The sequence below is a fragment of the Synechococcus sp. RS9907 genome (assembly GCF_014279615.1).
GTDB lineage: Bacteria > Cyanobacteriota > Cyanobacteriia > PCC-6307 > Cyanobiaceae > Parasynechococcus.
In genome coordinates this window covers 583746-607859 of record NZ_CP047944.1, presented here as the reverse complement: position 1 = coordinate 607859, position 24114 = coordinate 583746, and the positions used below count along the sequence as shown (strand labels likewise).

The 24114-nt window shown below is 57.9% G+C and carries 21 protein-coding genes; 11 read left to right on the top strand and 10 right to left on the bottom strand.

Features of this window, described 5'->3' with window-relative positions; translation table 11 throughout:
* Nucleotides 1–97 precede the first annotated feature (97 nt).
* The 4 genes from SynRS9907_RS03360 (at nucleotide 98) to SynRS9907_RS03345 (ending at nucleotide 4790) form a co-directional block, all read left to right on the top strand.
* Nucleotides 98–1879 carry a proline--tRNA ligase gene (locus SynRS9907_RS03360; RefSeq protein ID WP_188021810.1) on the top strand — a complete coding sequence of 594 codons (1782 nt, stop codon included), beginning with the start codon at nucleotides 98–100 and terminating at the stop codon, nucleotides 1877–1879.
* Between the two features lie 24 nt (nucleotides 1880–1903).
* Nucleotides 1904–2329, top strand: coding sequence for a photosystem II protein Psb27 (psb27, locus tag SynRS9907_RS03355; RefSeq protein ID WP_011363694.1), 426 nt, complete (start codon nucleotides 1904–1906; stop codon nucleotides 2327–2329).
* Between the two features lie 86 nt (nucleotides 2330–2415).
* The gene (locus tag SynRS9907_RS03350; RefSeq protein WP_188021809.1) at nucleotides 2416–3735 is read left to right on the top strand and encodes an adenylosuccinate synthase; all 1320 of its coding nucleotides are present in this window, start codon (nucleotides 2416–2418) and stop codon (nucleotides 3733–3735) included.
* 41 nt (nucleotides 3736–3776) lie between these two features.
* Nucleotides 3777–4790 carry an adenosine kinase gene (locus tag SynRS9907_RS03345; protein ID WP_188021808.1) on the top strand — a complete coding sequence of 338 codons (1014 nt, stop codon included), beginning with the start codon at nucleotides 3777–3779 and terminating at the stop codon, nucleotides 4788–4790.
* On the opposite strand, the gene cutA is transcribed toward SynRS9907_RS03345, so the two are convergent.
* On the bottom strand, nucleotides 4759–5103 hold the full coding sequence (gene cutA / locus SynRS9907_RS03340) for a divalent-cation tolerance protein CutA (RefSeq protein WP_188022339.1): 345 nt from the start codon (nucleotides 5101–5103) through the stop codon (nucleotides 4759–4761). The two genes, SynRS9907_RS03345 and cutA, sit on opposite strands and share 32 nt — an antisense overlap.
* The gene (locus SynRS9907_RS03335; protein ID WP_188021807.1) at nucleotides 5096–5887 is read right to left on the bottom strand and encodes a precorrin-6A/cobalt-precorrin-6A reductase; all 792 of its coding nucleotides are present in this window, start codon (nucleotides 5885–5887) and stop codon (nucleotides 5096–5098) included. Before SynRS9907_RS03335 ends, cutA begins: the two co-directional genes overlap by 8 nt.
* 29 nt (nucleotides 5888–5916) lie before the next feature.
* Between SynRS9907_RS03335 and SynRS9907_RS03330 the strand changes: the two genes are divergently transcribed.
* Nucleotides 5917–6375 carry a single-stranded DNA-binding protein gene (locus SynRS9907_RS03330; RefSeq protein WP_188021806.1) on the top strand — a complete coding sequence of 153 codons (459 nt, stop codon included), beginning with the start codon at nucleotides 5917–5919 and terminating at the stop codon, nucleotides 6373–6375.
* Nucleotides 6376–6404: 29 nt separating this feature from the next.
* On the opposite strand, the gene SynRS9907_RS03325 is transcribed toward SynRS9907_RS03330, so the two are convergent.
* Entirely contained in the window at nucleotides 6405–6593 is a 189-nt protein-coding gene (locus SynRS9907_RS03325; protein ID WP_173402175.1) for a hypothetical protein, read from the bottom strand.
* 69 nt (nucleotides 6594–6662) lie between these two features.
* Here SynRS9907_RS03325 and SynRS9907_RS03320 point away from each other — a divergent pair, with 69 nt between their 5' ends.
* From SynRS9907_RS03320 to SynRS9907_RS03310, 3 genes are read left to right on the top strand one after another with little or no spacing between them, the layout of a single operon-like run.
* Nucleotides 6663–7205: a DUF2854 domain-containing protein gene (locus SynRS9907_RS03320; protein WP_188021805.1), complete on the top strand. Its 543-nt coding sequence runs from the start codon at nucleotides 6663–6665 to the stop codon at nucleotides 7203–7205.
* Between the two features lie 3 nt (nucleotides 7206–7208).
* Nucleotides 7209–8090: an acetylglutamate kinase gene (argB, locus tag SynRS9907_RS03315; RefSeq protein WP_114987976.1), complete on the top strand. Its 882-nt coding sequence runs from the start codon at nucleotides 7209–7211 to the stop codon at nucleotides 8088–8090.
* Between the two features lie 3 nt (nucleotides 8091–8093).
* Entirely contained in the window at nucleotides 8094–9152 is a 1059-nt protein-coding gene (locus SynRS9907_RS03310; RefSeq protein ID WP_188021804.1) for a DUF3153 domain-containing protein, read from the top strand.
* Here the strand turns inward: SynRS9907_RS03310 and priA are convergent, their stop codons facing one another.
* Nucleotides 9153–11402 (bottom strand): primosomal protein N', encoded by a 2250-nt coding sequence (priA, locus tag SynRS9907_RS03305; RefSeq protein ID WP_188021803.1) that lies wholly within the window; start codon nucleotides 11400–11402, stop codon nucleotides 9153–9155. It abuts the gene before it with no gap.
* A 305-nt stretch (nucleotides 11403–11707) separates the two neighbouring features.
* Here priA and rpoD point away from each other — a divergent pair, with 305 nt between their 5' ends.
* Nucleotides 11708–13084: an RNA polymerase sigma factor RpoD gene (gene rpoD, locus SynRS9907_RS03300; protein ID WP_188021802.1), complete on the top strand. Its 1377-nt coding sequence runs from the start codon at nucleotides 11708–11710 to the stop codon at nucleotides 13082–13084.
* 192 nt (nucleotides 13085–13276) lie between these two features.
* Here the strand turns inward: rpoD and SynRS9907_RS03295 are convergent, their stop codons facing one another.
* Complete coding sequence (locus SynRS9907_RS03295; RefSeq protein WP_188021801.1) at nucleotides 13277–13744, bottom strand: hypothetical protein; 468 nt, start codon at nucleotides 13742–13744, stop codon at nucleotides 13277–13279.
* 137 nt (nucleotides 13745–13881) lie between these two features.
* On the opposite strand from SynRS9907_RS03295, the gene hemC reads away from it, so the two are divergent.
* On the top strand, nucleotides 13882–14835 hold the full coding sequence (gene hemC / locus SynRS9907_RS03290; protein ID WP_188021800.1) for a hydroxymethylbilane synthase: 954 nt from the start codon (nucleotides 13882–13884) through the stop codon (nucleotides 14833–14835).
* Here the strand turns inward: hemC and SynRS9907_RS03285 are convergent, their stop codons facing one another.
* Nucleotides 14836–15357, bottom strand: a complete 522-nt coding sequence (locus SynRS9907_RS03285) for a L,D-transpeptidase (protein ID WP_255445978.1) — start codon at nucleotides 15355–15357, stop codon at nucleotides 14836–14838.
* Between the two features lie 135 nt (nucleotides 15358–15492).
* Here SynRS9907_RS03285 and SynRS9907_RS03280 point away from each other — a divergent pair, with 135 nt between their 5' ends.
* Complete coding sequence (locus SynRS9907_RS03280) at nucleotides 15493–16368, top strand: hypothetical protein (RefSeq protein WP_255445977.1); 876 nt, start codon at nucleotides 15493–15495, stop codon at nucleotides 16366–16368.
* A 58-nt stretch (nucleotides 16369–16426) separates the two neighbouring features.
* On the opposite strand, the gene SynRS9907_RS03275 is transcribed toward SynRS9907_RS03280, so the two are convergent.
* From SynRS9907_RS03275 to SynRS9907_RS03260, 4 genes are all read right to left on the bottom strand, one after another.
* Complete coding sequence (locus SynRS9907_RS03275; RefSeq protein WP_114987983.1) at nucleotides 16427–17014, bottom strand: inorganic diphosphatase; 588 nt, start codon at nucleotides 17012–17014, stop codon at nucleotides 16427–16429.
* A gap of 252 nt (nucleotides 17015–17266) precedes the next feature.
* Nucleotides 17267–21529, bottom strand: coding sequence for a hypothetical protein (locus SynRS9907_RS03270; protein ID WP_188021798.1), 4263 nt, complete (start codon nucleotides 21527–21529; stop codon nucleotides 17267–17269).
* Between the two features lie 453 nt (nucleotides 21530–21982).
* On the bottom strand, nucleotides 21983–23488 hold the full coding sequence (locus SynRS9907_RS03265; protein ID WP_188021797.1) for a carboxypeptidase M32: 1506 nt from the start codon (nucleotides 23486–23488) through the stop codon (nucleotides 21983–21985).
* A gap of 198 nt (nucleotides 23489–23686) precedes the next feature.
* A complete protein-coding gene (locus SynRS9907_RS03260) occupies nucleotides 23687–24094 on the bottom strand; it encodes a thiol-disulfide oxidoreductase DCC family protein (protein ID WP_114987985.1) in 408 nt (135 codons plus the stop codon).
* Nucleotides 24095–24114: the final 20 nt, after the last annotated feature.

The window sequence follows — 24114 nt, the reverse complement described above, 5'->3', positions numbered from 1 at the left end:
TCAGGGCGCACAGAGGAATTCCAGCAAAACAGACACTTCCGCGATCGGCATGCTTCCGAAGCGGTGATAACTTCCAAATTCCATTTTGTTCCGATTGATGCGCGTCTCCCGCCTGCTGCTGGTGACGCTTCGGGATGTTCCCGCCGAAGCGGAGATCACTTCGCATCAGTTGCTTCTCAGGGCCGGGTACATCCGTCGCGTTGGATCAGGGATTTACGCCTACCTCCCCTTGATGTGGAGGGTGCTGCAAAAGATCACCACCGTGGTTCGCGAGGAGATGAACCGCGCCGGTGCCCAGGAAACCCTGCTGCCGCAGCTGCACCCAGCTGAGCTCTGGCAGAAGAGCGGGCGTTGGCAGGGCTACACCGCTGGCGAGGGGATCATGTTCCACCTCGAAGACCGCCAGGGCAGAGAACTGGGGCTTGGTCCGACCCATGAAGAGGTGATCACCAGCCTGGCGGGCGAGCTGCTGAGGTCATACCGGCAGCTCCCGGTGAACCTTTATCAAATACAGACCAAATTTCGCGACGAGATCCGTCCCCGCTTTGGACTGATGCGAGGCCGCGAATTCATCATGAAGGACGCGTACTCCTTCCATGCCAGCGAAGCGGATCTTCGCGAGACCTACGGCGCCATGGATCAGGCCTACCGCCGCATCTTTAAACGTTGTGGCCTGGATGCCGTCCCTGTCGATGCCGATAGCGGAGCGATCGGCGGCGCCGCCTCCCAGGAGTTCATGGTGACGGCGGATGCCGGGGAAGACCTGATCCTGATCAGCGATGACGGCCAATACGCCGCCAACCAAGAGAAGGCTGTTTCGATCCCATCCACCGCATCTCCTCTTCCCGACGGCCCGGAGGAATCGATTCCAACCCCTGGCTTGGGCAGCATCGAAAGCCTCTGCGACGCCAAAGGCTGGGATCCGAGCCAGGTGGTGAAGGTGCTGCTGTTTGTGGCGACCCTGGACGATGAGACCCTCCAACCGCTTTTGGTGAGCCTCCGTGGTGACCAGGAACTCAATCCCACCAAGGTCGTGAACGCGGTCAGCCGAACCCTCAACAAGGGTGTTCTCGATTGCCGTCCGATCACACCAGAGGACAACAACCGTCAGCAGATTGATCCGCTCCCCTTTGGATCGATCGGGCCCGACCTCTCCGATGACGTTCTGAAGGGAGCCAAGACCTGGGAACCAACATTCCTGCGCCTATCCGATGAAACCGCGAGCGAACTCGGCAGCTTCATCTGTGGTGCCAACACGCCCGATCTGCACCGTTTCAACACCAGCTGGACCGCCATCGGTCAGAAGCCAACCAGCCTGGATCTGCGTAATGCACGAGCCGGCGACGTCTGCCAACACAACCCTGAATCACGCCTGACGGAAAAAAGAGGCATCGAAGTCGGCCACATTTTTCAGTTGGGCCGAAAATATTCTGAGGCCATGGAGAGCCGTTTCACCAACGAGAACGGCAAGACCGAACCGTTCTGGATGGGTTGCTACGGCATCGGCGTTTCGCGATTGGCGCAGGCTGCCGTCGAGCAGCACCACGACGAAAGCGGCATCTGCTGGCCGACGGCCATCGCCCCCTTCGAGGCGATCGTGGTCGTGGCCAACATCCAGGACGAGACCCAGGCCCAGCTGGGGGAAGCGCTGTACTCGGAGCTTCAGAACGCTGGGGTGGATGTGCTGATCGACGACCGCAAAGAACGCGCCGGCGTCAAGTTCAAAGACGCCGATCTGATCGGCATCCCTTGGCGGATCGTGGTGGGACGCGACGCCAGCGAAGGCACCGTTGAACTGGTGTGCCGCAGCAGCCGCGAGGTGCAAAAGCTTCCCCACGCTGATGCTGTGACCTGCCTGATCAAGGCACTCCACCCCTAAAGTCAAATGACACTGAAGGGTTTCATGCTCTCCGCACTGACACGCCTGCTTCGCCCCCTCAGCCGGGCCGCCGTAGCCCTTGGCCTCGGGTTGTGCCTCCTCCTGACGGCCTGCAGTGGGGACGCTGAAGCTCGTCTGAGCGGCGACTACGTGGAAGACACCGTGGCGGTCTCCCGCACTCTGCTGACGGTGATCGACCTGCCTCAGGACGATCCCACCCACGCCGAAGCTGAGGCCGACGCCCGGGCCCTGATCAACGACTACATGTCCCGTTATCGGCCCCAGCCCCGTGTGAACGGACTCAGCTCCTTCACCACGATGCAGACCGCACTGAATTCGCTGGCTGGTCATTACGCCTCCTACGCCAATCGCCCCCTGCCGGAAGCGCTGCATGACCGCATCGCCAAGGAACTCAACAAGGCTGAGAAATCAGTGGTCCGGGGCAGCTGAGCCCCCCAAAACCAGTACGGTTTTGACGTGGCCACCCGAGATCTGAGATACTCGCGGATTGTGCAGATCTGCGGCTTCGGGCCGCCGTGTTCTTGGCCAACGTTGTCGTCATCGGAGCGCAGTGGGGTGACGAGGGAAAAGGAAAGATCACCGATCTCCTGAGCCGCTCCGCCGACGTGGTGGTTCGCTATCAGGGTGGTGTGAATGCAGGCCACACGATCGTTGTTGACGATCGTGTGCTCAAGCTGCACCTGATTCCCTCTGGAATCCTCTATCCCGACACGATCTGTCTGATCGGATCCGGCACAGTGGTGGATCCCAAGGTGATGCTCGGTGAGCTGGACATGCTCATCGCCAACGACATTGATATTTCAGGGCTTCGCCTGGCATCCACAGCCCACGTGACCATGCCCTACCACCGCCTGCTCGACCAGGCGATGGAGAAGCAGCGGGGAGCACGACGGATCGGAACCACAGGCCGTGGAATCGGCCCCACCTACGCCGACAAGTCGCAGCGCAGTGGCATCCGTGTGATCGACCTGCTGGACGAACAGCGGCTGAGGGATCGCCTTGAAGGCCCACTGCAGGAGAAGAACGAACTTCTTCAGACCATTTACGGCGTTGAACCCCTGAACGCCGAAGACGTCATCCATGAATATCTGGGATACGGCAAGCGCCTCGCCCCGCACGTGGTGGAGTGCACCCAGACGATTCATCAGGCAGCGCGAGATCGCAAAAACATTCTGTTCGAAGGTGCCCAGGGCACGCTGCTGGACCTGGACCACGGCACCTACCCCTACGTCACATCCTCCAACCCCGTTTCCGGCGGGGCCTGCATCGGTGCAGGCGTGGGCCCAACCCTGATTGACCGCGTCATCGGCGTTGCCAAGGCCTACACCACCCGCGTGGGTGAAGGCCCCTTCCCCACTGAGCTGAGCGGAAGCCTGAATGACCAGCTCACGGAGCGGGGTGGCGAATTCGGTACCACCACGGGCCGCCAGAGGCGCTGTGGCTGGTTTGACGGCGTGATCGGTCGCTACGCCGTGCAGGTCAACGGCTTGGACTGTCTGGCCGTGACCAAGCTGGATGTGCTGGACGAACTGGACGAAATTCAGGTCTGCGTGGCCTATGAACTCAACGGCGAGCGAATCGAGCACTTCCCCAGCAGCGCCGATGACTTCGCCCAGTGCAAACCCATCTTCGAAACACTGCCTGGCTGGCAGTGCTCAACCGAGGAATGCCGCAGCCTTGAGGATCTCCCCAAGCCAGCCATGGATTACCTGCGCTTCCTCGCTGATCTGATGGAAGTGCCGATCGCCATTGTCTCCCTGGGGGCGAGCCGTGATCAGACCATCGTTGTCGAAGATCCGATCCATGGCCCCAAACGAGCCCTGTTGAGCGCCTGAGCCGCTGACGTTCATACTTCGGGGCTGCTTTCCACGCCCCGATGTCACCAGAGACCCGTTTCCCCAGCGACTGCAGTCTCGATGTCGTTGGCATCGGCAACGCCATCGTTGACGTTCTGGTGCAGACGGACGACTCTTTCATCGCTGAACACGGCCTCCAGAAAGGGGGCATGGCGCTGATCGATGAACAACAGGCCGAAGCTCTCTACAAGGCCAGTGGAACGGGCCTCGAGACCTCCGGTGGATCGGTCGCCAACACGATGGTGGGCATCGCGCAGCTCGGCGGACGCGCTGGTTTCATCGGCCGCGTCCGGGATGACCAGCTCGGCAGCATTTTCAGCCATGACATCCGGGCCGTTGGGGCACGCTTTGAGACCCCAGCAGCCACCAGTGGAGCCACAACGGCGCGCTGCCTGATTTACGTCACGCCCGATGCCGAGCGCACCATGTGCACCTTCCTGGGGGCGTCCACCCAACTGGAGCCCGAGGATCTCGACCTCTCCATGGTCAAGCAGGCCAAGGTGCTTTACCTGGAGGGCTACCTCTGGGACAGTCCAGCCGCCAAACGGGCCTTCATCGCCGCCGCCGAAGCCTGCCGTGAAGCAGGCGGCAAGGTGGCTCTGTCCCTGTCCGATGGCTTCTGTGTGGATCGGCACAGAGCGAGTTTTCTCGAGCTGGTGAATGGCCACGTCGACGTGCTGTTCGCCAATGACGTTGAAATTCAGTCGCTTTATGAGACCGACGATTTCGACCAGGCCCTCGAGCGGGTGCGCGGCTGCTGCTCAGTGATTGCGATCACCCGTGGCGCCCAGGGGTCCGTTGTGCTGAGTGGAGACCAGCGCTGGAATGTCGGCATCTTCGGCCTGGGAGACCTGGTGGACACCACGGGAGCAGGCGACCTCTATGCCGGGGGATTTCTGCATGGCTTCACCCAGGGCGAGTCACTGGAGCGCTGTGGTGAGCTCGGCGCCCTCTGCGCCGGCCAGATTGTGACCCAATTGGGGGCCCGCTCCAAGGTCTCCCTCAAGCAGCTGGCGGAGACGCATCTGAACTGAGCTCAGCGATGGCCCAGGCCCCATAGGCCGGTGATGCCGTCACCGGCCAGCACAACCACTCGGGGGTGTCGTAGCTGTGGAGCTCGGAGACGGCCGAGCGCAGCGCGTCCAGGCGCTGCGCTGAGGTCTTCATCAGCAGCTGGACCTCATGGGACGCCTGCAACGCCCCCTCCCAGCGATAGAACGACTGAACGGGGTGGATGGACACACAGGCCACGAGATGGCGCTCCAGCAAGGCCTCTGCCAACTGTTGGGCGCGCTCAGCGTTCGCTTCCGTGGTGAGGGCCAGCACGAGCCCGCTCGCTTCAATCACGCTCAAGCCGGTCCATCAGGCTGCTGACATCCTCGACGCAATCCATTCCGTCGGGGGGGGAGGGACGCCGCAACAGCAGCAACCTCAGCCCCAGATCTGTGGTGAGTTGATGCCAGAGCTGTTCCGTCACACCACCGGACTGGCGGCAGAGCACCACGCCAATGCCCCAGCGACGGCAAAGAGACCGCTCGATCGCCCCCGGCACCTCCCCTTGCAGAGGGCGCACCACCGCCAGGTGATCCGGGGGAAGACCTGCCCGCAAGGCGGCGCGCACTCCATCGGGGGACGGAAGCGCACGGCCATAGGGGATGGCTCCGGCGCGGCGCACAGCAGCAGTCAAGGCCGGAAGATGACGGCCTCCAATGGCCAGCAGCAGGCGTTGGCCCTGGAGCGGTTGGGCCGCCAATGCGTCGGCATCAGCCAGGAGAGAGGCCGCTCCCAGCGGTTCAAGGCGACGCTCAAAACGCAGCAGCGGTTGGCCGAGATCGGCACAGGCCCTGACCAGGTCATGGCTGATCCGAGCCGCAAATGGATGCGTGGCATCCACCACCCAACGGAAAGGGCCGTTCTGATGCAGGGCTGCCTTGATTCCGCCAATGCCCTGCAGAGCACCAATCGAGATGCGCTCCACCGGCAATCCCGCGTAGGCCTTCGCTGCAGTTGCCGTCACCACACTCACGCTCACACGCCAATGGCGACGGGAGAGCTCCTTCACCAAGCGCGGCCCATCACCGGTTCCAGCCAGCAGCAGGACACGACGCTGGTCATTCGCGGGGCCTTGCATCAGGATGTGCGCCGACACCAGCTCAAGCCATGAACCATTGCGTGCTCGAAGTGGAGGTGATCGACGCACCGACGGTTCGATACACCCAGGACAACCAGACTCCCATTGCGGAGATGGCCGTGCGCTTTGACCCCCTTCGCGAGGGTGATCCGCCGGGTGAATTGAAAGTGGTGGGCTGGGGAAACCTGGCCCAGGAGCTGCAGAACCGTGTGCAGACCGGGCAGCGGCTGCTGATCGAAGGCCGACTGCGGATGAACACCATGCCCCGGGGCGATGGCATGAAGGAAAAACGGGCTGAATTCACCCTGGCTCGGCTTCATCCGATCGGCGCGGCAGCCACGGGTGCAGCTCCTTCCGGCAACCCCTCAGCCCCGGCCCCGAGCCGCAAGGCCCCCGCAGCTGCACCGAACAAGGTGGCGAAAGAGCCTGAACCGGCCAGCTGGAATGCGGCGCCCCTCGTGCCCGACACCGACGACATCCCCTTCTGAATCAGAGGACAATCGCGGGGCGTTGCCGCTTAACGACCCGCTTCGTCCTGCAGCTCTGACGCTCTGGTGATCAGTTGCCCGAGCTCCCGTTCAAGGGCGGCAAGATCCAGCCGCAGCTCGGGCCAGCGGCCCCCATCGATCTGCTGCAGCAACCAGCTGCGATCACGGTCGAGCTGCTGGAGCAGATCATCCATGCCGGTCGACGATGGATCAGGCATCTAGCTCGGGGCAGTGGATCTCCATCCTGATGGCCTAGAGGTCAAAATGACGATCAAGCCAAGGCCTTCATGAAGGATTTCTTCTCCCCCGGCAGCCTCGTCACCATCGCCGGAGGCATGCTGACCGTGGTCGGTGCCACCGCTTACGCCACCGGAAGCGCCAACCTCAGCCTGCCCACGATTTTCTACGGAATCCCGATCTTGTTGGGAGGACTGGCCCTGAAATCGTCGGAGCTCCCACCCGCCATCCGGGTCACACCGGTCAAGACGTTTCAGAAGGAACGCGAAGCTGCAGCCCCAGAACTGGGCAAATTGCTCGGCGATGTGACGCGCTGGCGCTACGGCCAGAAGGCCCACCTGGAGTCGTCGCTGGAAGCACTCAAACTCTGGGATGAAGACACCCCCCCGCAGTTGGAGGAGATCGAAGAGCTGCATTCCGACAGCGGCTATGGCCTGCGGATGCGATTCCTGCTGGGAGCCGTCCCCCTCGAACGCTGGCAAGAGCGGCAAGAGCGGCTGGGGCGTTTCTTCGCCAAAGGAATGCGAGCGGAACTCAAGGAACTGGATGGACAACGGCTGGACGTTGTTCTGCTGCCAGCGGGTGAGGCCTAAGCCATGGCCCAATCCACCCAGAACAACGATGACGCCCTCAGGGTGTCGGTGCTCAGCGAAGCCCTCCCCTACATCCAGCGCTTCGCCGGTCGGCGCATCGTGATCAAGTACGGCGGGGCCGCCATGGCCCATGCCGAGCTGCGGGCTGCTGTCTTCCGCGACCTGGCTCTGCTGGCCTGCGTCGGCGTCCAACCCGTGGTGGTTCACGGCGGCGGGCCCGAAATCAACCAGTGGCTTCAACGTCTGGAAATCCCCGCCGAATTCCGCGACGGACTGCGCGTCACCGACGCCGACACCATGGACGTGGTGGAGATGGTACTGGTGGGCCGCGTCAACAAGCAGATCGTGAATGGCCTCAATCAGCTCGGCACCCGTGCTGTTGGTCTGAGCGGAAGTGACGGAAGTCTTGTGGAGGCACGCCCCTGGGGGAATGGCAGCCATGGGCTGGTGGGGGATGTTGCCCGCGTCAATCCCGATGTGCTCGAACCGCTGCTGGAGAAGGGTTATGTGCCCGTCATTTCCAGCGTTGCCGCAACCCCCGATGACGGACGAGCCCACAACATCAATGCCGACACGGTGGCGGGAGAGCTGGCGGCGGCCCTGGAAGCCGAAAAACTAATCCTGCTGACCGACACCCCCGGCATCCTTGAAGACCGGGATGACCCCGACTCGCTGATCCGCAAACTGCGCCTCTCAGAGGCGCGACAGCTGATCGAGGACGGCGTGGTCGCAGGGGGCATGACGCCCAAAACCGAATGTTGCATCCGCGCCCTGGCTCAGGGCGTGTCAGCCGCCCACATCATTGATGGCCGGGTTCCCCATGCCCTCCTGCTCGAAGTTTTCACCGACGCCGGCATCGGCACCATGGTGGTGGGACGCGGCTAGAGGGTGAGCGAGCAGGACTCAGAACTGGACCTCTCTGAAGCGGAGGCAGCCCTGGAGCGCGGGGACTACGGCCAGGGCCTGGAGCTGCTTCTGCCCCTGGCGGAGCAACACCCGCTCAATAGCCCGGAGGGGCCGGGCCTTCGGCTCCTGATGATCACCGCCTGGATGGGCCAGGGGCAGGACGACAAAGCCATCGCCACCTGCAGGCTGCTGAGTCGCTGCCGCGATCACAAGTTGCGCCAGCAGGCCAAACAACTGCTCGGGGTTCTTGAAGCCCCAAGCCTGGATCGTCCGGAACGCTGGTCGATGCGGATGCCGCAACTGGAGCTGAATGGCTCCGGCAGCGGGCAGACATCCACCATGCGGCGGCGGCGGTCGCGGCGTCCCGAACCCCCGCCACCACCACCCACAGGGCCGACGCGTTCACCGGCGGCGGGTTTCGCCGTGCTGGTGATGGCGGTTCTGCTCGGGATCACGCTTTTGCTGAGTGGTTGCGTCCGAATCGAGGCTGATCTCGACCTTCGCGGCCCGGATCGACTGGCCCTCACATGGGACGTCCGGAGCACCCAGCAACGTCCGCTGCCCTGGCAGGAGCAATTCGAGCGAGACCTGCAACGGGACGTGCCCGGGCTGAAGATCGAACAAACAAGCCCAGGACGCCAACAGATCAGCAGCCGTGTTGCCTCATCGCACGAGCTGGCGCAACAGATGGCGGCCGTGGTTGCCGTGGCTGGTCGCGCGGCTGGAGTCTCACTCCCGGCACCAACGCTCAAGCTCGAAGAACGCAACTGGCTGCTGGGGGTGCAGCAGCACGTGCAGCTGATGGTGGACCTCAGCGATCTTCCCGAGATCCCCGGGCTCGATGTTCATCTGAGCCTGAACCACGGGCAGGTGGAGCGCACGGCTCTTTCCGGCACCACCACCGAAGTCAGCTGGCAGGGCTGGCGCTGGAATCCGCTTGGCCTGGGGGGAGTGGTGATCCTGATGCTGCTGATCAGCAGCATGGTGCTGCAGGTGGTGCGTCGGAAGCTGGGCTTTGGCTTCCCTGAACTGCCCTCCTGATCAAAGCTGCTGCGGGTCGGGATCCACAGTGAGCGCCACACCCTTGGGCAAGCCATCCCAGAGGGCTTGTCCCGGAGGCAGCGGAAGCGGGGAGCCCGCCGGACCGTGCAGCAACAGCTGCCATCGGCTTCGGCCAGCAACCCGGGCCACAGGCGCCGGGGCCGGACCCAACAACCACCAGCTCTGGAGCTGACAAATCGGCCGGATCCGCTCCGCCAGCACCGCTGCCGCCGTTGCTGTTTTGCTTGGGGAATCTCCAGACAGTCGTAGCAGACAAGCGCGACTGAAGGGCACCAGACCCGCTTCCTTACGGAGCGCCACCTCCTGGGAGAGGAACGCTTCATAGCGACCATCCACCAAGTGTTGAATCACCGGATGATCTGGGGTGTAGGTCTGCACCAACACCTGCCCCGGTCGTTCACCTCTCCCGGCACGGCCCGCCAACTGCAACAGCAACTGCAGGGCCTGCTCTCCTGCGCGGAGATCGGGGCGGTGCAGAAGCCCATCCGCCGCGAGCACTGCCGCCAGGGTGACCCGCGGCAGATCCATGCCCTTGGCCAGCATCTGCGTGCCGATCAAGACGTCGGCCTCTCCGGCAGCGAAACGGTCCAACAGGCGTCGATGGCCATCCCGCCCCCCGGTGGAATCGCGGTCAAAGCGGAGCAAACGAAGGCCTTCGAGCTCCTGAGAGAGCAGTTCCAACACCTTCTGCGTCCCGGCCCCAAATGGCTTGAAGGCCGTGGAACCACAGTGACTGCAACGGTTCTCCAGGTCTTCACGATGGTCACACCAGTGGCAACGCAGCCACTGACGTCCGGCCTTGCTGCGGTGAACGGTGAGCGCCACATCGCAGTGGGGGCACATCACCACCTCGCCGCAACTGCGGCAGCTCAAAAAGGGGCTGTATCCCCGACGAGGCACCAAAACCACAGCCTGTTCGCCCTGCTCCGGCAGCGCCGCAAGACGATCCATCAAGGCGCGACTGACCAGACGCTTGTGTCCTTCGGCCAACTCATGGCGCATGTCGATCACATGCACAGGCGGTAGGGACTGCCGGGAAATCCGCTGGGTCAGGCGCACAAGGGTCAATGCACCTTCGGGGCCCGTTTGAATCCAGCTCTCGAGCGACGGCGTGGCGCTGCCCAGCACAAGCCGTGCCTGTTGCATCACAACCCGGTCCAAAGCCAGGTCCCGGGCGTGATAGCAGGGCATGGGTGCGTCTTGCTTGTAAGAGCTGTCGTGCTCCTCATCCAGAACGACCAGCCCCAGCGGCTTCAACGGCACGAACACCGCGGAGCGGGTTCCCACCACCACCAACGGCTGTTCGGCAGCAAGACAGCGACGCCAGGTTCGAACCCGTTCGGCGTCACCACAACCGCTGTGGTACTCCACAACGCGCGAGCCGAAGCGTTTGCGGCAACGGTCAACGAGTTGGGGAATCAATCCGATCTCGGGGGTGAGCAGCAGCACGTGCCGGCCCCGCTCCAGCTCCTGGGCAGCTAGCTGGAGGTACACCTCGGTCTTGCCGGAGCCGGTGATTCCCCAGAGCAGCAGCCCTCTCCCCGGAGACAGCTGTTGGTAGGCCTTCACCACGTCCTGCTGCTCAGCCGTCAAGGCCTGGGGAAGCTCCTGGGGGCCAGAACCAGCTGAAGAGCCCTTGTCCTCACAACGACGCTGCTCACGCACCAGGTAGCCCTGCTGGATCAGCGGCGGCAGCAATTGCGCCCCAAACCCACTGGCCACCAGGTCCCGTTGCCAAACACCATCACCCTGGCCCTCCAACCAAGCCAGAAGCTCCCGCTGGCGAGGGGTGGGTGGGTTCGCTGCATCAGGGGAGACCCGGGCCTGAATCCACCACATCTGACGCCCGCCGGCCAGGGAACGCTGGCCAGCCTGACCAATCCAGCCCGACGGCAAAGCCGCCTTCAAGGTGCGGAAGACACTGAGATGGCAACGGTCCGCCACGCGCTCCAGCCAGCTGTACCAATCAGAATCGACAGCAGCACGCTGCAGGAGCGATTCCACCGGTTGCAGCTCCTGAGGATCCTGCTCAGCCCACTCCCGCTCCGCCACCACCAGTCCATGCATGGCTCGACCCCGGAGGCGCACCCGCACCAGATCTCCCGGCATCAATCCCATGCTGGGATCTGCGGCATAACTGAAGGAGCGTCCTTCCCGCCCAGCCTCCAGCCAGACCTCAACGCATCGCCGCGAATGCGACAGGACCTTGCAAACTTCGGAAGACTTCATTAACGTGGACAAGTTGGACAGTTTCTGCCAACCCTGCGCTCGATCCAGAGGGAAGACACAGAGTCTGAAGTCAAGGTCTTGTTCCTTGCCATTTTGACCGGTCTGAGACCACCCCAGACAGCACAGACACAATCAGTCCAAGCGTTTCGTCGACTCGCGGACACCACCATCAGCCCATGAACTCCGTCTCAGCGTCAGCTGTGTCGTTTTCTTTCGTTTGAACGGAAGTTCCAGGTTCCGGCCATTCCAGTTGGTGCGTTGTTGCCGCTGTTGCATCTCCCCTCTATCCGACTTCGACTAACACCATGACCCCTGCTGCCACCAAAGCTGCCAAGCCGGACATCGTTCTTCTGGCCAATGCTGACGGCAAGGTGAAGGAAGTCGCCAAGAGTTCCGACAAAGAGGCCAAGAAAACCCCTGCACGCCGACGAACCAGTAAGGCGAGCGCCAAGGACCTGAGCGCCGCAGCCGACGAACTGCTCGCCGCTGCAGATCAATCCAAGGCCTCGGGAACCACCAAAAAGGCTGCAGCGAAAACCACCAAGGCCAAAACCACAACGAAAAAGGCCACCACAACCAAGAAGGCAGCCACCGCCAAGAAGACCACGACTAAATCTTCAACAGCCAAAGCAGCGGCAGCGAAACCAACCGCCGAGGAGAAAGCCAAAACCGCAGCTGCTGAGAAGGAAGCCAAGGCCAAAGCCCTGGCCAGCATCAAGATCGGCCCCAAAGGCGTTTACACCGAAGACTCCATCCGGGTTTATCTCCAGGAAATTGGTCGGATCCGCCTGCTGCGTCCCGACGAAGAGATCGAACTGGCCCGCAAAATCGCCGATCTTCTCTATCTCGAGGAACTGGCCGCTCAATTTGAAAGCGACAACGGCCGGGAACCCGACAACAAAGAGTGGGCGGCCTTGGTGGAAATGCCGCTCATCCGCTTCCGCCGGCGCTTGATGCTGGGCCGACGGGCCAAGGAAAAGATGGTGCAATCCAACTTGCGCTTGGTGGTCTCGATTGCCAAGAAGTACATGAATCGAGGCCTGAGCTTCCAAGACCTGATTCAGGAAGGAAGCCTTGGCCTGATTCGTGCAGCCGAGAAGTTCGACCACGAAAAGGGCTACAAGTTCTCCACCTACGCCACATGGTGGATTCGCCAGGCCATCACACGCGCCATCGCCGACCAGAGCCGCACCATCCGCCTGCCGGTGCACCTCTACGAAACGATCTCCAGGATCAAGAAGACCACCAAGGTTCTCTCCCAGGAATTCGGCCGCAAGCCAACGGAAGAGGAAATCGCGGAATCGATGGAAATGACCATCGAAAAACTGCGCTTCATCGCCAAGAGCGCCCAGCTGCCGATCTCCCTGGAGACCCCCATCGGCAAGGAAGAGGATTCCCGCCTGGGTGATTTCATCGAAGCCGACATCGAAAATCCCGAGCAGGACGTTGCCAAGAACCTGCTTCGTGAAGACCTGGAAGGTGTGTTGGCCACCCTCAGCCCCCGCGAGCGCGATGTGCTGCGCCTGCGCTATGGCCTGGACGACGGTCGGATGAAGACCCTCGAGGAAATTGGTCAGATTTTTGATGTGACCCGTGAACGGATCCGTCAGATCGAAGCCAAGGCCCTGCGCAAATTGCGCCACCCCAACCGCAATGGGGTGCTCAAGGAATACATCAAGTAGGCCAGCACTGGGCCCGTGACCAAACGGTCACGGGAGTAATACATAAGTACATTCCCCCTAGCTGAATGGAGCAGAGGGCTCCTATAAAAGTGCTTGAGGGAATTGAGACGCCCTCCTCACACGGAAGAGATCAAACCCCAGTCCATGACTGGGGTTTTCCTTTAGTAAATAGAAAGAGACCGTTCGACAGGTTCACGGGTTTGCATCGAAGGTCTCCGTGAATTCCTGAAAAGCACGCTTCAGGCGCTCCACCGGTGTTTCCTCCAGTGGACACTCTTGGCGTGTTTCCAACGCATAAGCCTGGAGCAAGCGAGCATCCGGTTCAAGCACCGAGGCCACCGCCCCCTTGAACAGCACCAGATTGTGCTGCGACGTCAGCCCCTCCAGGTAAGGCTGAAGCTCCCAACTGGATTGACCCACCTGCGAGGGCTCTGCCGCTGATCGCACCAGACGAGGCCGCAGTAGTTGGTAGGCATGGTCTCCATCGCGATCTGTGGTGTGACGCAGCCGAGCCATCAGCACATCGCCACTGCACAACAGGATCAGACGGATGGAACCCTCAGCCACCAAGGGGAGCATGGGCTCCTGCTCTTGCGAGTCGGGGGCAACAGAGCCAATTGCTCCGGCCTGACGAACGCCATTGACGACGGGTCCGGGCATGACTGCGCTGCAATGCCTGCAAATGTTAAGCGTTCTTCATAAAGGGATCTTCCCTTTCGAAGCTTCACAACCTCGTGAAGGCGAACCAAAGAATCCAAGGCCAAAAGCGTAGGCTGGGCGGCTGATTCGCCCTTTCCATGGCCCTCACCGAACTGCGCATCGCCTCACGACGCAGCCAGCTGGCCATGGTGCAAACCAACTGGGTGAAAGCGGAACTGGAAAAGGCCCATCCCGGCCTGAAGATCACAGTGGAAGCCATGGCCACCCAGGGCGACAAGATCCTGGACGTCGCCCTGGCCAAAATCGGCGACAAAGGCCTGTTCACCAAGGAACTGGAAGCCCAGATGCTGGTGGACCGTGCAGACATCGCCGTCCATTCCCTGAAAGACCTGCCCACCAACCTTCCTGAGGGGCTGATGCTCGGCTGCATCACCGAACGGGAAGACCCGGCCGATGCCCTGGTGGTGAACACCAAGAACCAGGCTTACAAACTCGACACCCTCCCCGAAGGCTCAGTGGTGGGAACGAGTTCCCTGCGACGCCTGGCTCAGCTGCGTCACCACTACCCTCACCTGATCTTCAAGGACGTTCGAGGGAACGTGATCACCCGGCTGGAAAAATTGGACAGCGGCGATTACGACTGCCTGATCCTGGCTGCGGCAGGCTTGGGCCGGCTTGGCTTCGGCGATCGGATCCACCAGCTGATCCCCGGCGACATCTCTCTGCACGCCGTTGGTCAGGGCGCCCTGGGGATTGAATGCGTGGAGGGCAAGCCCGAAGTGCTTGAGGCGATCAAAGTGCTGGAGCACACCCCCACCTCCCAGCGCTGTCTAGCCGAACGCGCTTTCCTGCGGGAACTGGAAGGTGGCTGCCAGGTCCCCATCGGCGTGAACACCCGCTTCGAAGGCGATCAACTGATCCTCACCGGGATGGTTGCCAGCCTTGATGGCAAACGTCTGATCCGCGACCAGGCCAGTGGCGCGGCAAGCGACCCCGAAACCATCGGCATCGCTCTCGCCAACACCCTCAAGGGTCAGGGTGCTGGCGAAATCCTCAAAGAGATCTTCGACACCGTACGCCCGGAAGCCTGATCAACTACGAATCTCCAGGCGCGTCCCCACATCCACAGCGTCAAACAGCTGCCGAATGTGGCTGTTGAGCATGCGCACGCAGCCCAGGCTGACGGCCGCGCGAATTTGAACCCAGTGCGGCCACGCCGTTCCATGGATCCCAAACTCGCCGCGGCCATTGCGGTGAAAGGCCATGTAGCGATCACCAATCGGGCTACTGGGTCCGCGCAGCTCCCGCCGCTGACCAGACTTGTGGGTCACATAGACCGGATTGACCTTCTTATTGAGGATGGCGAATTCCCCTTTTGGGGTAGGAGTTTTGGGATCTCCAATCGCCACTGGCCAAGCGCCAAGCTGCTGCTCGCCCCGCATGAGGGTGATCTGTCGCTTGCTGAGGTCAAGCACGATGCGCGACTCACGAGTTGGTTGCCGCAAGACCAGCTCAACAGGTTCAGCAGCAAGGCATGGAGCAACAGACGCCGCCAACAGGCCAGCCAACAGCGCCGGCATCAATAGCCACTTCACGAGACGCACGAGACCCACTAGTCTCAACGTATTCATTGCTGCGAGAAAAAGCAGCAGCAATGGCTTTGAAGCTGAACTCTTCAGGATCTCTTAGGTCTCAAGCACGAGACGAGCGATCCAGCGGTACCCTTTTCCAAATCTCTCCTCTCCCTGTTGACCTCCACGGCGATCGCAACGGCGCGGCCAACCCTGCTCGAAGGCAAGGCCCTCAGCCAGGAGGTTGAATCCATCAGCTTTCGCTTCGGCGACCTGATCAGCAACCGCAGAACCTTCCTGACTGCGGCCTGGACACTGCGCCGGCAGGGGATCATCTGTCTACGGGAGGCAGCGCCTGCTGACCTGATCGCGTCGATCAACAGCGATGTCGGCCGACTGCTCGAGGAAATCGAATCAGGCGAGCACGCTCGCCTTGCATCCCTGGCCTATCTCAATCTTCCTGATCAGCGTGTGTTGAAGGGCTACAACAAGTTCCGCGACGCCGATCGGTCAGTCATCAACTACCGGGTCAAGCGCCCCGATGGACGCAGCGGTAGCGATGCGGGAATGATCGACATCTTCCATCCCGAGCGCCTCTCGGAAAGCCTCAACCGCAACATCCAGGCCTCCCTGCAGGAATCGGTGATTCAGCGGTTGCTCTTGTTGAGCAGCTTTAATCGAATGCGGGTGAAATGCCGCAACCTCTACCTCAACCGAGGCGTGCAAGACACGCGCAGCTACCACTGCGATGGACGCTCACTGAAGTTCAAATCCTTCGTGTACCTCAGTGATGTGCAATCACTGGCCGATGGGCCCTACTGCTTCGTACCCAGGTCCCAACGTCGACGACGGCTCTGGTGGCGCAACGCCCGCTTCAACAAACAAAACGGGCTTGGGCCGTTTGAATTCAGTCAGCTGCAGGGTGCTGAGGCCATTGCTCTGTTTGCCAAGGCAGGCGACATGGTTCTCTCCTCGCAGCGCGGTGCCCACTGCGGCCACCCCCAACACCCCCAGGCGCGCCGCGCCGTCTTGGTGAACATGTTCCAACGCTGAGCCATAAAAAAAGGCGGGGGATCTCCCCCGCCTGATCAGCAGTCGATCGCCGAGGTGTTCAGTCGACCAACTTGGGGTCGATCTCAGCCATGTAGCGAGCCTCGCAGCTCTTGATGATCTCAACGGCCTTTTCAGTACCGAAGAAACCGTTCACCGAGCAGGTTCCAGGCTTCTTCAGATCCTTGTAGTGCTCCCAGTAGTAGGTGGTCTCTTTCTTCCAGTGCTCACCGAGATCTTCCCAGCTCTTGATGTGATCCATGCGCTTGTCGTCGGCAAGCACAGCGATCACTTTGTCGTCGACTTCACCACCGTCGTCGAAGGTCATCACACCGATGATGCGGGCTTCCACAATCGAACCGGGAATCAGGGGCTCGGTGACACCGACAATTTCGATGTCGAGAGGATCGCCATCTTCATCCCAGGTGCGGGGAATGCATCCGTAGGCGAAGGGATAAGCCAGCGAGGAGTAACCAACGCGGTCCAGCTTCAGATGACCGGTTTCGGTGATCAGCTCGTACTTGTTGATCGTGTTGGAGTTGAGCTCCACGATCGTGTTGAGACGAAGTTCGGCTTCATCGGCGAAGGCCGGCAGCACGTGCAGCAGGTTGGGCATGCTGCGACTGGGTGCCTGATCGAGGTTGGCCATGGGAAGCGGCGTACGGCCGGTCGACTGTAGAAGCTCCCTTGCCCCACCATCCCCAAAACAGGCAGGCTGAGTATTCAAAAGACCAGATCCGATCAAAAGCAACTTGGCGCAGAGACATTTACAGCCTAAAAATCAAACAACAGAATCATTAGCAGACCTAATCTACGAAGCCAAAGAATCACTACAATCGAAGAAAGAGAGAACTTTGACGGGGAAAATTATCTAGAAATTTCAATCCAAAATGACCATCAATTAGCCAGAAACCTCACCAAAAGACCCATCACCATTAAAGTCAATATCATGGATATCTTCCAGGGCAAAGATGCGATCACTGACCAATTCAGGCGAACCCGATGCGATCGCAATTGAGTCGCTAATGCCGAAGGACTGTGAATAATAATCCCCAGACTGCTCATAGACGATCGAAGCAGAATTAGAACCTCCAAACGCTCCAACAACATCTCCATCAACTTCATAATAACCATCATTCCCGACAGACATCAATTGAACACCGTCAATAATTTCATCGCCCTCATCTAAGTCTTTTTCTCCAATCATCAAAGAACCATTGGTGGCGTCATAAATTCCTTGCCCCCAATCTCCTTGCAAACCATCAAAAAGCACAGTTTCGATCAAAGGAAGCTCTGGACCAATTAAAGAATCACCATTGAAATCAACGCCATGATCTTCTTCCAGCTCGGCAACTTGTTTGCTGCTCAAACTCTTGGGCTTGCCATTGGTTCGTGCCACATCTCCCGATTCACGGAAGTTCTGACGCATGATCTTTGCTCCGTCCTCATACAGAACAGCAAAGCCCTTATTAATCCAATAGCCACCCAATACATCACCATCCACAGCAAAGTCATCGCCCTTGCTCGTCACCAACTGGTAGGCCTCAGAAGGGGTATCGCCTTCCTCCAGCTCAGACTCAGACGCCACAATCGTCGCGTCATCCAGCTCATACAGCCCTCGGCCCCAACTGCCTTCATCACCAGCAAACAGAACGGAACTAATTTCCGCTGACTCCTCTCCGTAGACGCCGTCACCGTTGAAATCAACTCCTTGCTCTTCTTCCAGCTCAGCCACCTGTTTGCTACTCAAACTCTTGGGCCTGCCATTGGTTCGTGCCACATCTCCCATTTCACGGAAGTTCTGACGCATGATCTTTGCTCCGTCCTCATACAGAACAGCAAAGCCCTTATTAATCCAATAGCCACCCAATACATCACCATCCACAGCAAAGTCATCGCCCTTGCTCGTCACCAACTGGTAGGCCTCAGACGGTGTATCGCCTTCCTCCAGCTCAGACTCAGACATCACAATCGTCGCGTCATCCAGCTCATACAGTCCACGATCCCAGTCGCCTTCATCACCAGCAAACAGAACGGAACTGATTTCCGCTGACTCTTCTCCGTAGACGCCATCACCGTTGAAATCAACTCCTTGCTCTTCTTCCAGCTCAGCCACCTGTTTGCTGCTCAAACTCTTGGGCTTGCCATTGGTTCGTGCCACATCTCCCGTTTCACGGAAGTTCTGACGCATGATCTTTGCTCCGTCCTCATACAGAACAGCAAAGCCGTTATTTATCCAATAGCCACCCAATACATCACCATCCACAGCAAAGTCATCGCCCTTGCTCGTAACTAACTGGCGGATGTCAAACGGCGTATCGCCTTCCTCCAGCTCAGACTCAGACATCACAATCGTCGCGTCATCGAGCTCATACAGTCCACGATCCCAGTCGCCTTCTTCGCCTGAGAAGAGAACCGTTGAGATTGTTGCCAGCGGCTCGCCAATTTCATCATCTCCGTCAATATCCAGTCCGTATTGATCTTCCAACTCATACAAATTCTTTTGCTTTTCATTTTTCAAATTACCTTCTGATTTAAGTTGGCCATTCCTCTCACGAAACTCCTGACTATAGAGTGATTCACCATTCCAGAAGTAAAATTTAGGCCCCTTATTACCCCAATCTGAAAGCACAACATCTTCCAAAGTCACATCGCCAAAATCACTCTCTTCAATCGTCTGGTAATAGCCATCAATTTCATCTCCCTTTTCATACGAATCACCACTGCTCAACCATACAATCTCTCCACCTTCCAGCTCAAACAAACTTCCATTGCCATTATTAGATCCATCAAATAAAATACGTTCAATCACTACGGGAGGTGTACCAATCTCTTCATCTCCATTGAGATCCTCTCCAAATTGATCTTCCAGCTCATACAGACGATCTTCTTTCACACTCTTCAAACTGCCTTTAGCCTCTAAACGGCCGAATAGCTCACGGTATTCTTGAGAGAAGAGAGCCTCACCACTCCACAAATAGAACTTCGGACCTTCCCCACCCCAGCCCGACAAAACAACATCTTCAAGACTTACATTACCAAAATCTCTCTCATCTATTGTAAAATAATGATCATCGAGATCTTCGCCTTGTTCATAAAAACCACCGTTAATATACCAAACAATTTCACCACCTTCTAGTTCGAACAAATTGCCACTGCCATTGTTAGATCCATCAAATAAAACCCGCTCAATCACAACCGGAGGCTTGCCAGTCTCGCCATCTCCATTCAAATCTTCTCCAAATTGATCTTCCAGCTCATACAATTTATCCTCATCTAAACTCTTTAGATTGCCATCCGTCTCCAGCTGACCATTGCGATCACGGAATTCCTGTCTGTAGAGTGCGTCGCCACTCCAGAAGTAAAATCTAGGGCCATTATTGCCCCAATCTGACAAGACAACATCTTCAAGGCTTACATCACCGAAATCAGTTTCTTCAATCGTCTGATAATAATAATTATCGAACTGGTCTTTGTCTAACTCATCTCCCTTTTCGTATAATTCATCACCATGCAAAAATACAACTTCACCTCCTTCCAGTTCGAACAAACTACCATTACCATTCCTCGATCCATCAAAGAAAACCCGCTCAATCACAACTGGAGGTGTTCCGGCCTCGCCATCTCCATTCAGGTCTTCTCCAAATTGATCTTCCAGCTCATACAAGCGATCATTATCTACGTTCTTTAGGGCGCCATCCGTCTCCAGCTGGCCATTGCGATCACGGAATTCCTGTCTGTAGAGTGCGTCGCCACTCCAGAAGTAAAATCTAGGGCCGTTATTGCCCCAATCTGATAACACAACATCTTCAAGGCTTACATCACCGAAATCAGTTTCTTCAATCGTCTGATAATAATCGTAAAAGTGATCTAATTCGTCTCCTATTTCATACGATTGATCGCCATGTAAAAATACAACTTCACCTCCTTCCAGTTCGAACAAACTGCCATTACCATTCCTCGATCCATCAAATAAAACCCGCTCAATCACAACTGGAGGTGTTCCGGCCTCGCCATCTCCATTCAGGTCTTCTCCAAATTGATCTTCCAGCTCATACAAGCGATCATTATCTACGTTCTTTAGGGCGCCATCCGTCTCCAGCTGGCCATTGCGATCACGGAATTCCTGTCTGTAGAGTGCGTCGCCACTCCAGAAGTAAAATCTAGGGCCGTTATTGCCCCAATCTGATAACACAACATCTTCAAGGCTTACATCACCGAAATCAGTTTCTTCAATCGTCTGATAATAATCGTAAAAGTGATCTAATTCGTCTCCTATTTCATACGATTGATCGCCATGTAAAAATACAACTTCACCTCCTTCCAGCTCGAACAAACTACCATTACCATTCCTCGATCCATCGAATAAAACCCGCTCAATCACAACCGGAGGCTCACCAATCTCGCCATCAGAGTTCAGATCTTCACCATATTGACCTTCAATCTCATACAAACGCTCCTGACTTTCTTGCACAAGCGAGCCAACAGCCTCTAAATATCCATATTGCTCATCGCGATCATAAAATTTCTGGCTGTACAAATCTCCATCACTCAAGAAATAAAGCTTAGGCCCATTATTATCCCACTCGGTAAAGACTACATCTTCGAAAACAACTCCATTTAATTCGGTAATACTTATCCGCTTGTAAGAATCATATATTTTATCTCCACTCTCATAGTTTATTTCATTAGTGTATAGAATTACATCCCCACCCTCTAATTCAAAAAGATCACCATATCCTGATCCACCAAACAAGACTCTGCTTATGGTGACGGGAGGCCTGCCGGTCACACCATCGCTATCAAAATCAGTTCCATAACCATTTTCTAAATCGTATAATTGATCAATTTTTTCAGCCTTAAGACTTCCAACTGGTTCAACCTTGCCGTCATTAGTTTCTGTGAAGGCATGGCTATAAAAATTACCATCCTTCAAGAAATAAAATAATGGTCCTTGCGACCCCCACTGCTGAACAACAATATCCTCAAGAGCTACTTCTCCAAATTGACTCTGCGAGAAACTTCGATAACTGCCGACAAGATCATCACCAGCCTGGAAATATCCCCCATCACTATAAAAAACTATTTTGCCATCCTCGAGCTCGTAGATATGACCATAATTCTCATATGAGCCATCAAACAAAACATTAGTAATCTTAGCCATGCCGAGCATTAATAACTAATACAAGTATAACACCGGGCTCGCGCTTGTGGCTTAAGAAGCATTAAGATTAAGATTATGAGTTGAGTTTAAGCGCATGCGATAGTTCCTTAATTCTCAAGGTATTTTTTTTTAAAATCTAGCAGCAGACGAAAGATTATCACACCCCAAAGAACAACTATTGCTAAAAATAAATTCAACCAAGCCCTTCAGGCTTGATAGCAGGAAAGTGAAAAAGTAATTAGAGACAAAAATCAATCTAAACCAGAATATTTCATATGACCAAGCACTATGCACTAGCCAAATTTAAAAGCGTCGAAAAAAACACGGCACGAAAGCCTGCCCAAGCATTCATATCACTGAGATAACTGAATTATACTCGCGCCAAAAAGTAATTCCAACAGATGGCAAATTGAATTGCATTAAAGAAGCAATAAGCCTGATATTAAAGCAAAATCACCATTTACCACGATTATCTAATTTGGATTCAATGTAATCAAGAAAAGGCTGAGCAGAAAGTTGACGCGCACTTACTTTTTCAACCAACTGCTCTGCATTCATAGCTCGACCAATTCCATGAACATGTTCACGAAGCCAATGAAGAACCGTATCAAGACTTCCCTCCCGTACATGATGTTCAGGTTGACCAATTGAAACAGCCATCGCTTCGCTCAACTGTGCACTGATCAAGTGCCCCAACAGATACGAAGGGAAATAGCCAAACAGACCTTCACTCCAGTGCACATCCTGAAGGCATCCCTCGGCATCGTTCATCGGTCGCACCCCCAGGAGCTCCTCATAGCGCCGGTTCCATTCGTCGGGGAGATCCTTCACCTCCAAACCCTGCTCCAATAGGGAAATTTCGAGATCCGTGCGGATCAGGATGTGCAAGCCATAGCTGAGTTCATCGGCCTCCACCCGGTTCAAACCAGGCGCCATCGGATTCATCGCCTGCCACATGTCCTGGGCGCCGCTGAAGGGAGCCCCCACCTGCGCAAAACGCTTCCACCACTGCTCTGCGAACGGACGGCTCCGGGCAACACGGTTCTCCCAGAACAGCGACTGACTTTCATGCACCGCCATCGAAGTGGCCTGGCCTAATGGCCAGGCAAACCATTGGTGGCTCTGGTCCGGCAACCCCTGCTCGTAGAGGGAATGCCCCCATTCGTGGGCCGTGGCCAGGAAGCACGACAAAGGCTGGCCAGGCACAACACGCGTGGTGATCCGGTAATCCGCCGGTCCCAACGTGATCGAGAAGGGGTGAGGCGAACGTGCCATGCAGGTGATGGCGGGATTGCGGCCCCAGGCACCGAGCAGCTCATCACAGAGATCTTGCTGGCTGGACTCCTCGAGATCCCAGTCCGCTGATCGTGGGCGTGGCCGGGTGCATGCCTGAGCAACCAATTCCGGCAACCGTTGTCGTAACGGAGCAAACAAGGCCTCGAGACGCTCCAGACGCAGATCCGGTTCGAAGGGTTGCGCCAGGGTCTCCCAACAGGAGCGCGGCTCATCCAGCTGTTTGGCCTGCTCCTGACGCAAATCAATCAGGGTCTGAAGCGCCGGTGCGAAAAGGCTGAAATCAGAGGCCGATCGAGCCTGCTGCCACCGGTCGTAGCCGTCGGCCTTGGCCTGGGCCAAGGCGGCGACGAGGGCTGGATCGAGGGACTGCTGCCGCTGCAGGTCCTGTTCCAGCAGATCCAGATTGCGGCCCTGTTCAGGGCATCGCTCAGCGGAATTCCAGTGCTGACGCGCCGCGGCCAGCAGATCCGCATAGGCGGCAGAGCTCTGACGAGCATGAAGCTGGGTCGCCAGCAGCGTGAGCTGCTCACCTCGCCAGGACGCCCCAGCAGAAGGCATGCGGGTGTTCTGGTCCCAATACAGGGTGCTCTGAATCGAGCCAAGCAGCTGCGTTTCTCTCAGATGGGCGCCCAGCTGCCCCCAAGCCGTTGCGGCAGAAGCCATCTCGCCCCCTTTTCCATCACCCTAACGACACCTGGAGTGGCATCGAAGCAGCGATGCAGGCCATGGTGAAGCGGTTCAGACGTTCTGGACCCATGCGCCGATTGATGCTGCAGCTGGCCCTGGGGATCGCCCTGCCCATGGCTCTCTGGCCGCTCAAGCTGATCTACCGACAACCGCAGACCGTTCGGTAAGAACCGGTCAGTTCAGCTCACAGCGGCCTTGGCACAGGGTCTCAAGGTCGGCGCGCCCGGTGATCTGAAGCCGCCGGGCGGCCCAAATCCCATAGACCCAATCGACCACGCTGCCGATCAAAGGCCAGCGGGTCGGTGCGTAAAGCCACCCCAGACCAATCAGGCGATACGCCTCACGGAAGACGGCCACATCCCGCAGCACCTCCCCGGAGCCTGTGATGGCATGAATGCGGCCCATGGCCACCCGGTAACTGATGCCGGCATGGGCCGCTGCGTCGTAATCAGAGGCATCAATGTCGACAAAAGCCAGCCGGGCCTGACGGTCACGCTGCTGCAGAAAGCGAACTTCGCGCACACACAACGGACAACCTCCGTCAAACAGCAGGGTCAGATCGGGGGCAGATGGGCTGGCCATTGACTCAGACGGTGCTGCTG

Bases quoted from the DNA above. Each gene is read 5' to 3' on its own strand.
- SynRS9907_RS03360 (WP_188021810.1), top strand. From the start codon at position 98: ATGCGCGTCTCCCGCCTGCTGCTGGTGACGCTTCGGGATGTTCCCGCC.
- psb27 (WP_011363694.1), top strand. From the start codon at position 1,904: ATGCTCTCCGCACTGACACGCCTGCTTCGCCCCCTCAGCCGGGCCGCC.
- SynRS9907_RS03345 (WP_188021808.1), top strand. From the start codon at position 3,777: ATGTCACCAGAGACCCGTTTCCCCAGCGACTGCAGTCTCGATGTCGTT.
- SynRS9907_RS03335 (WP_188021807.1), bottom strand. From the start codon at position 5,887: ATGCAAGGCCCCGCGAATGACCAGCGTCGTGTCCTGCTGCTGGCTGGA.
- SynRS9907_RS03330 (WP_188021806.1), top strand. From the start codon at position 5,917: ATGAACCATTGCGTGCTCGAAGTGGAGGTGATCGACGCACCGACGGTT.
- SynRS9907_RS03325 (WP_173402175.1), bottom strand. From the start codon at position 6,593: ATGCCTGATCCATCGTCGACCGGCATGGATGATCTGCTCCAGCAGCTC.
- SynRS9907_RS03320 (WP_188021805.1), top strand. From the start codon at position 6,663: ATGAAGGATTTCTTCTCCCCCGGCAGCCTCGTCACCATCGCCGGAGGC.
- argB (WP_114987976.1), top strand. From the start codon at position 7,209: ATGGCCCAATCCACCCAGAACAACGATGACGCCCTCAGGGTGTCGGTG.
- priA (WP_188021803.1), bottom strand. From the start codon at position 11,402: ATGAAGTCTTCCGAAGTTTGCAAGGTCCTGTCGCATTCGCGGCGATGC.
- rpoD (WP_188021802.1), top strand. From the start codon at position 11,708: ATGACCCCTGCTGCCACCAAAGCTGCCAAGCCGGACATCGTTCTTCTG.
- SynRS9907_RS03295 (WP_188021801.1), bottom strand. From the start codon at position 13,744: ATGCCCGGACCCGTCGTCAATGGCGTTCGTCAGGCCGGAGCAATTGGC.
- hemC (WP_188021800.1), top strand. From the start codon at position 13,882: ATGGCCCTCACCGAACTGCGCATCGCCTCACGACGCAGCCAGCTGGCC.
- SynRS9907_RS03275 (WP_114987983.1), bottom strand. From the start codon at position 17,014: ATGGCCAACCTCGATCAGGCACCCAGTCGCAGCATGCCCAACCTGCTG.
- SynRS9907_RS03270 (WP_188021798.1), bottom strand. From the start codon at position 21,529: ATGGCTAAGATTACTAATGTTTTGTTTGATGGCTCATATGAGAATTAT.
- SynRS9907_RS03265 (WP_188021797.1), bottom strand. From the start codon at position 23,488: ATGGCTTCTGCCGCAACGGCTTGGGGGCAGCTGGGCGCCCATCTGAGA.
- SynRS9907_RS03260 (WP_114987985.1), bottom strand. From the start codon at position 24,094: ATGGCCAGCCCATCTGCCCCCGATCTGACCCTGCTGTTTGACGGAGGT.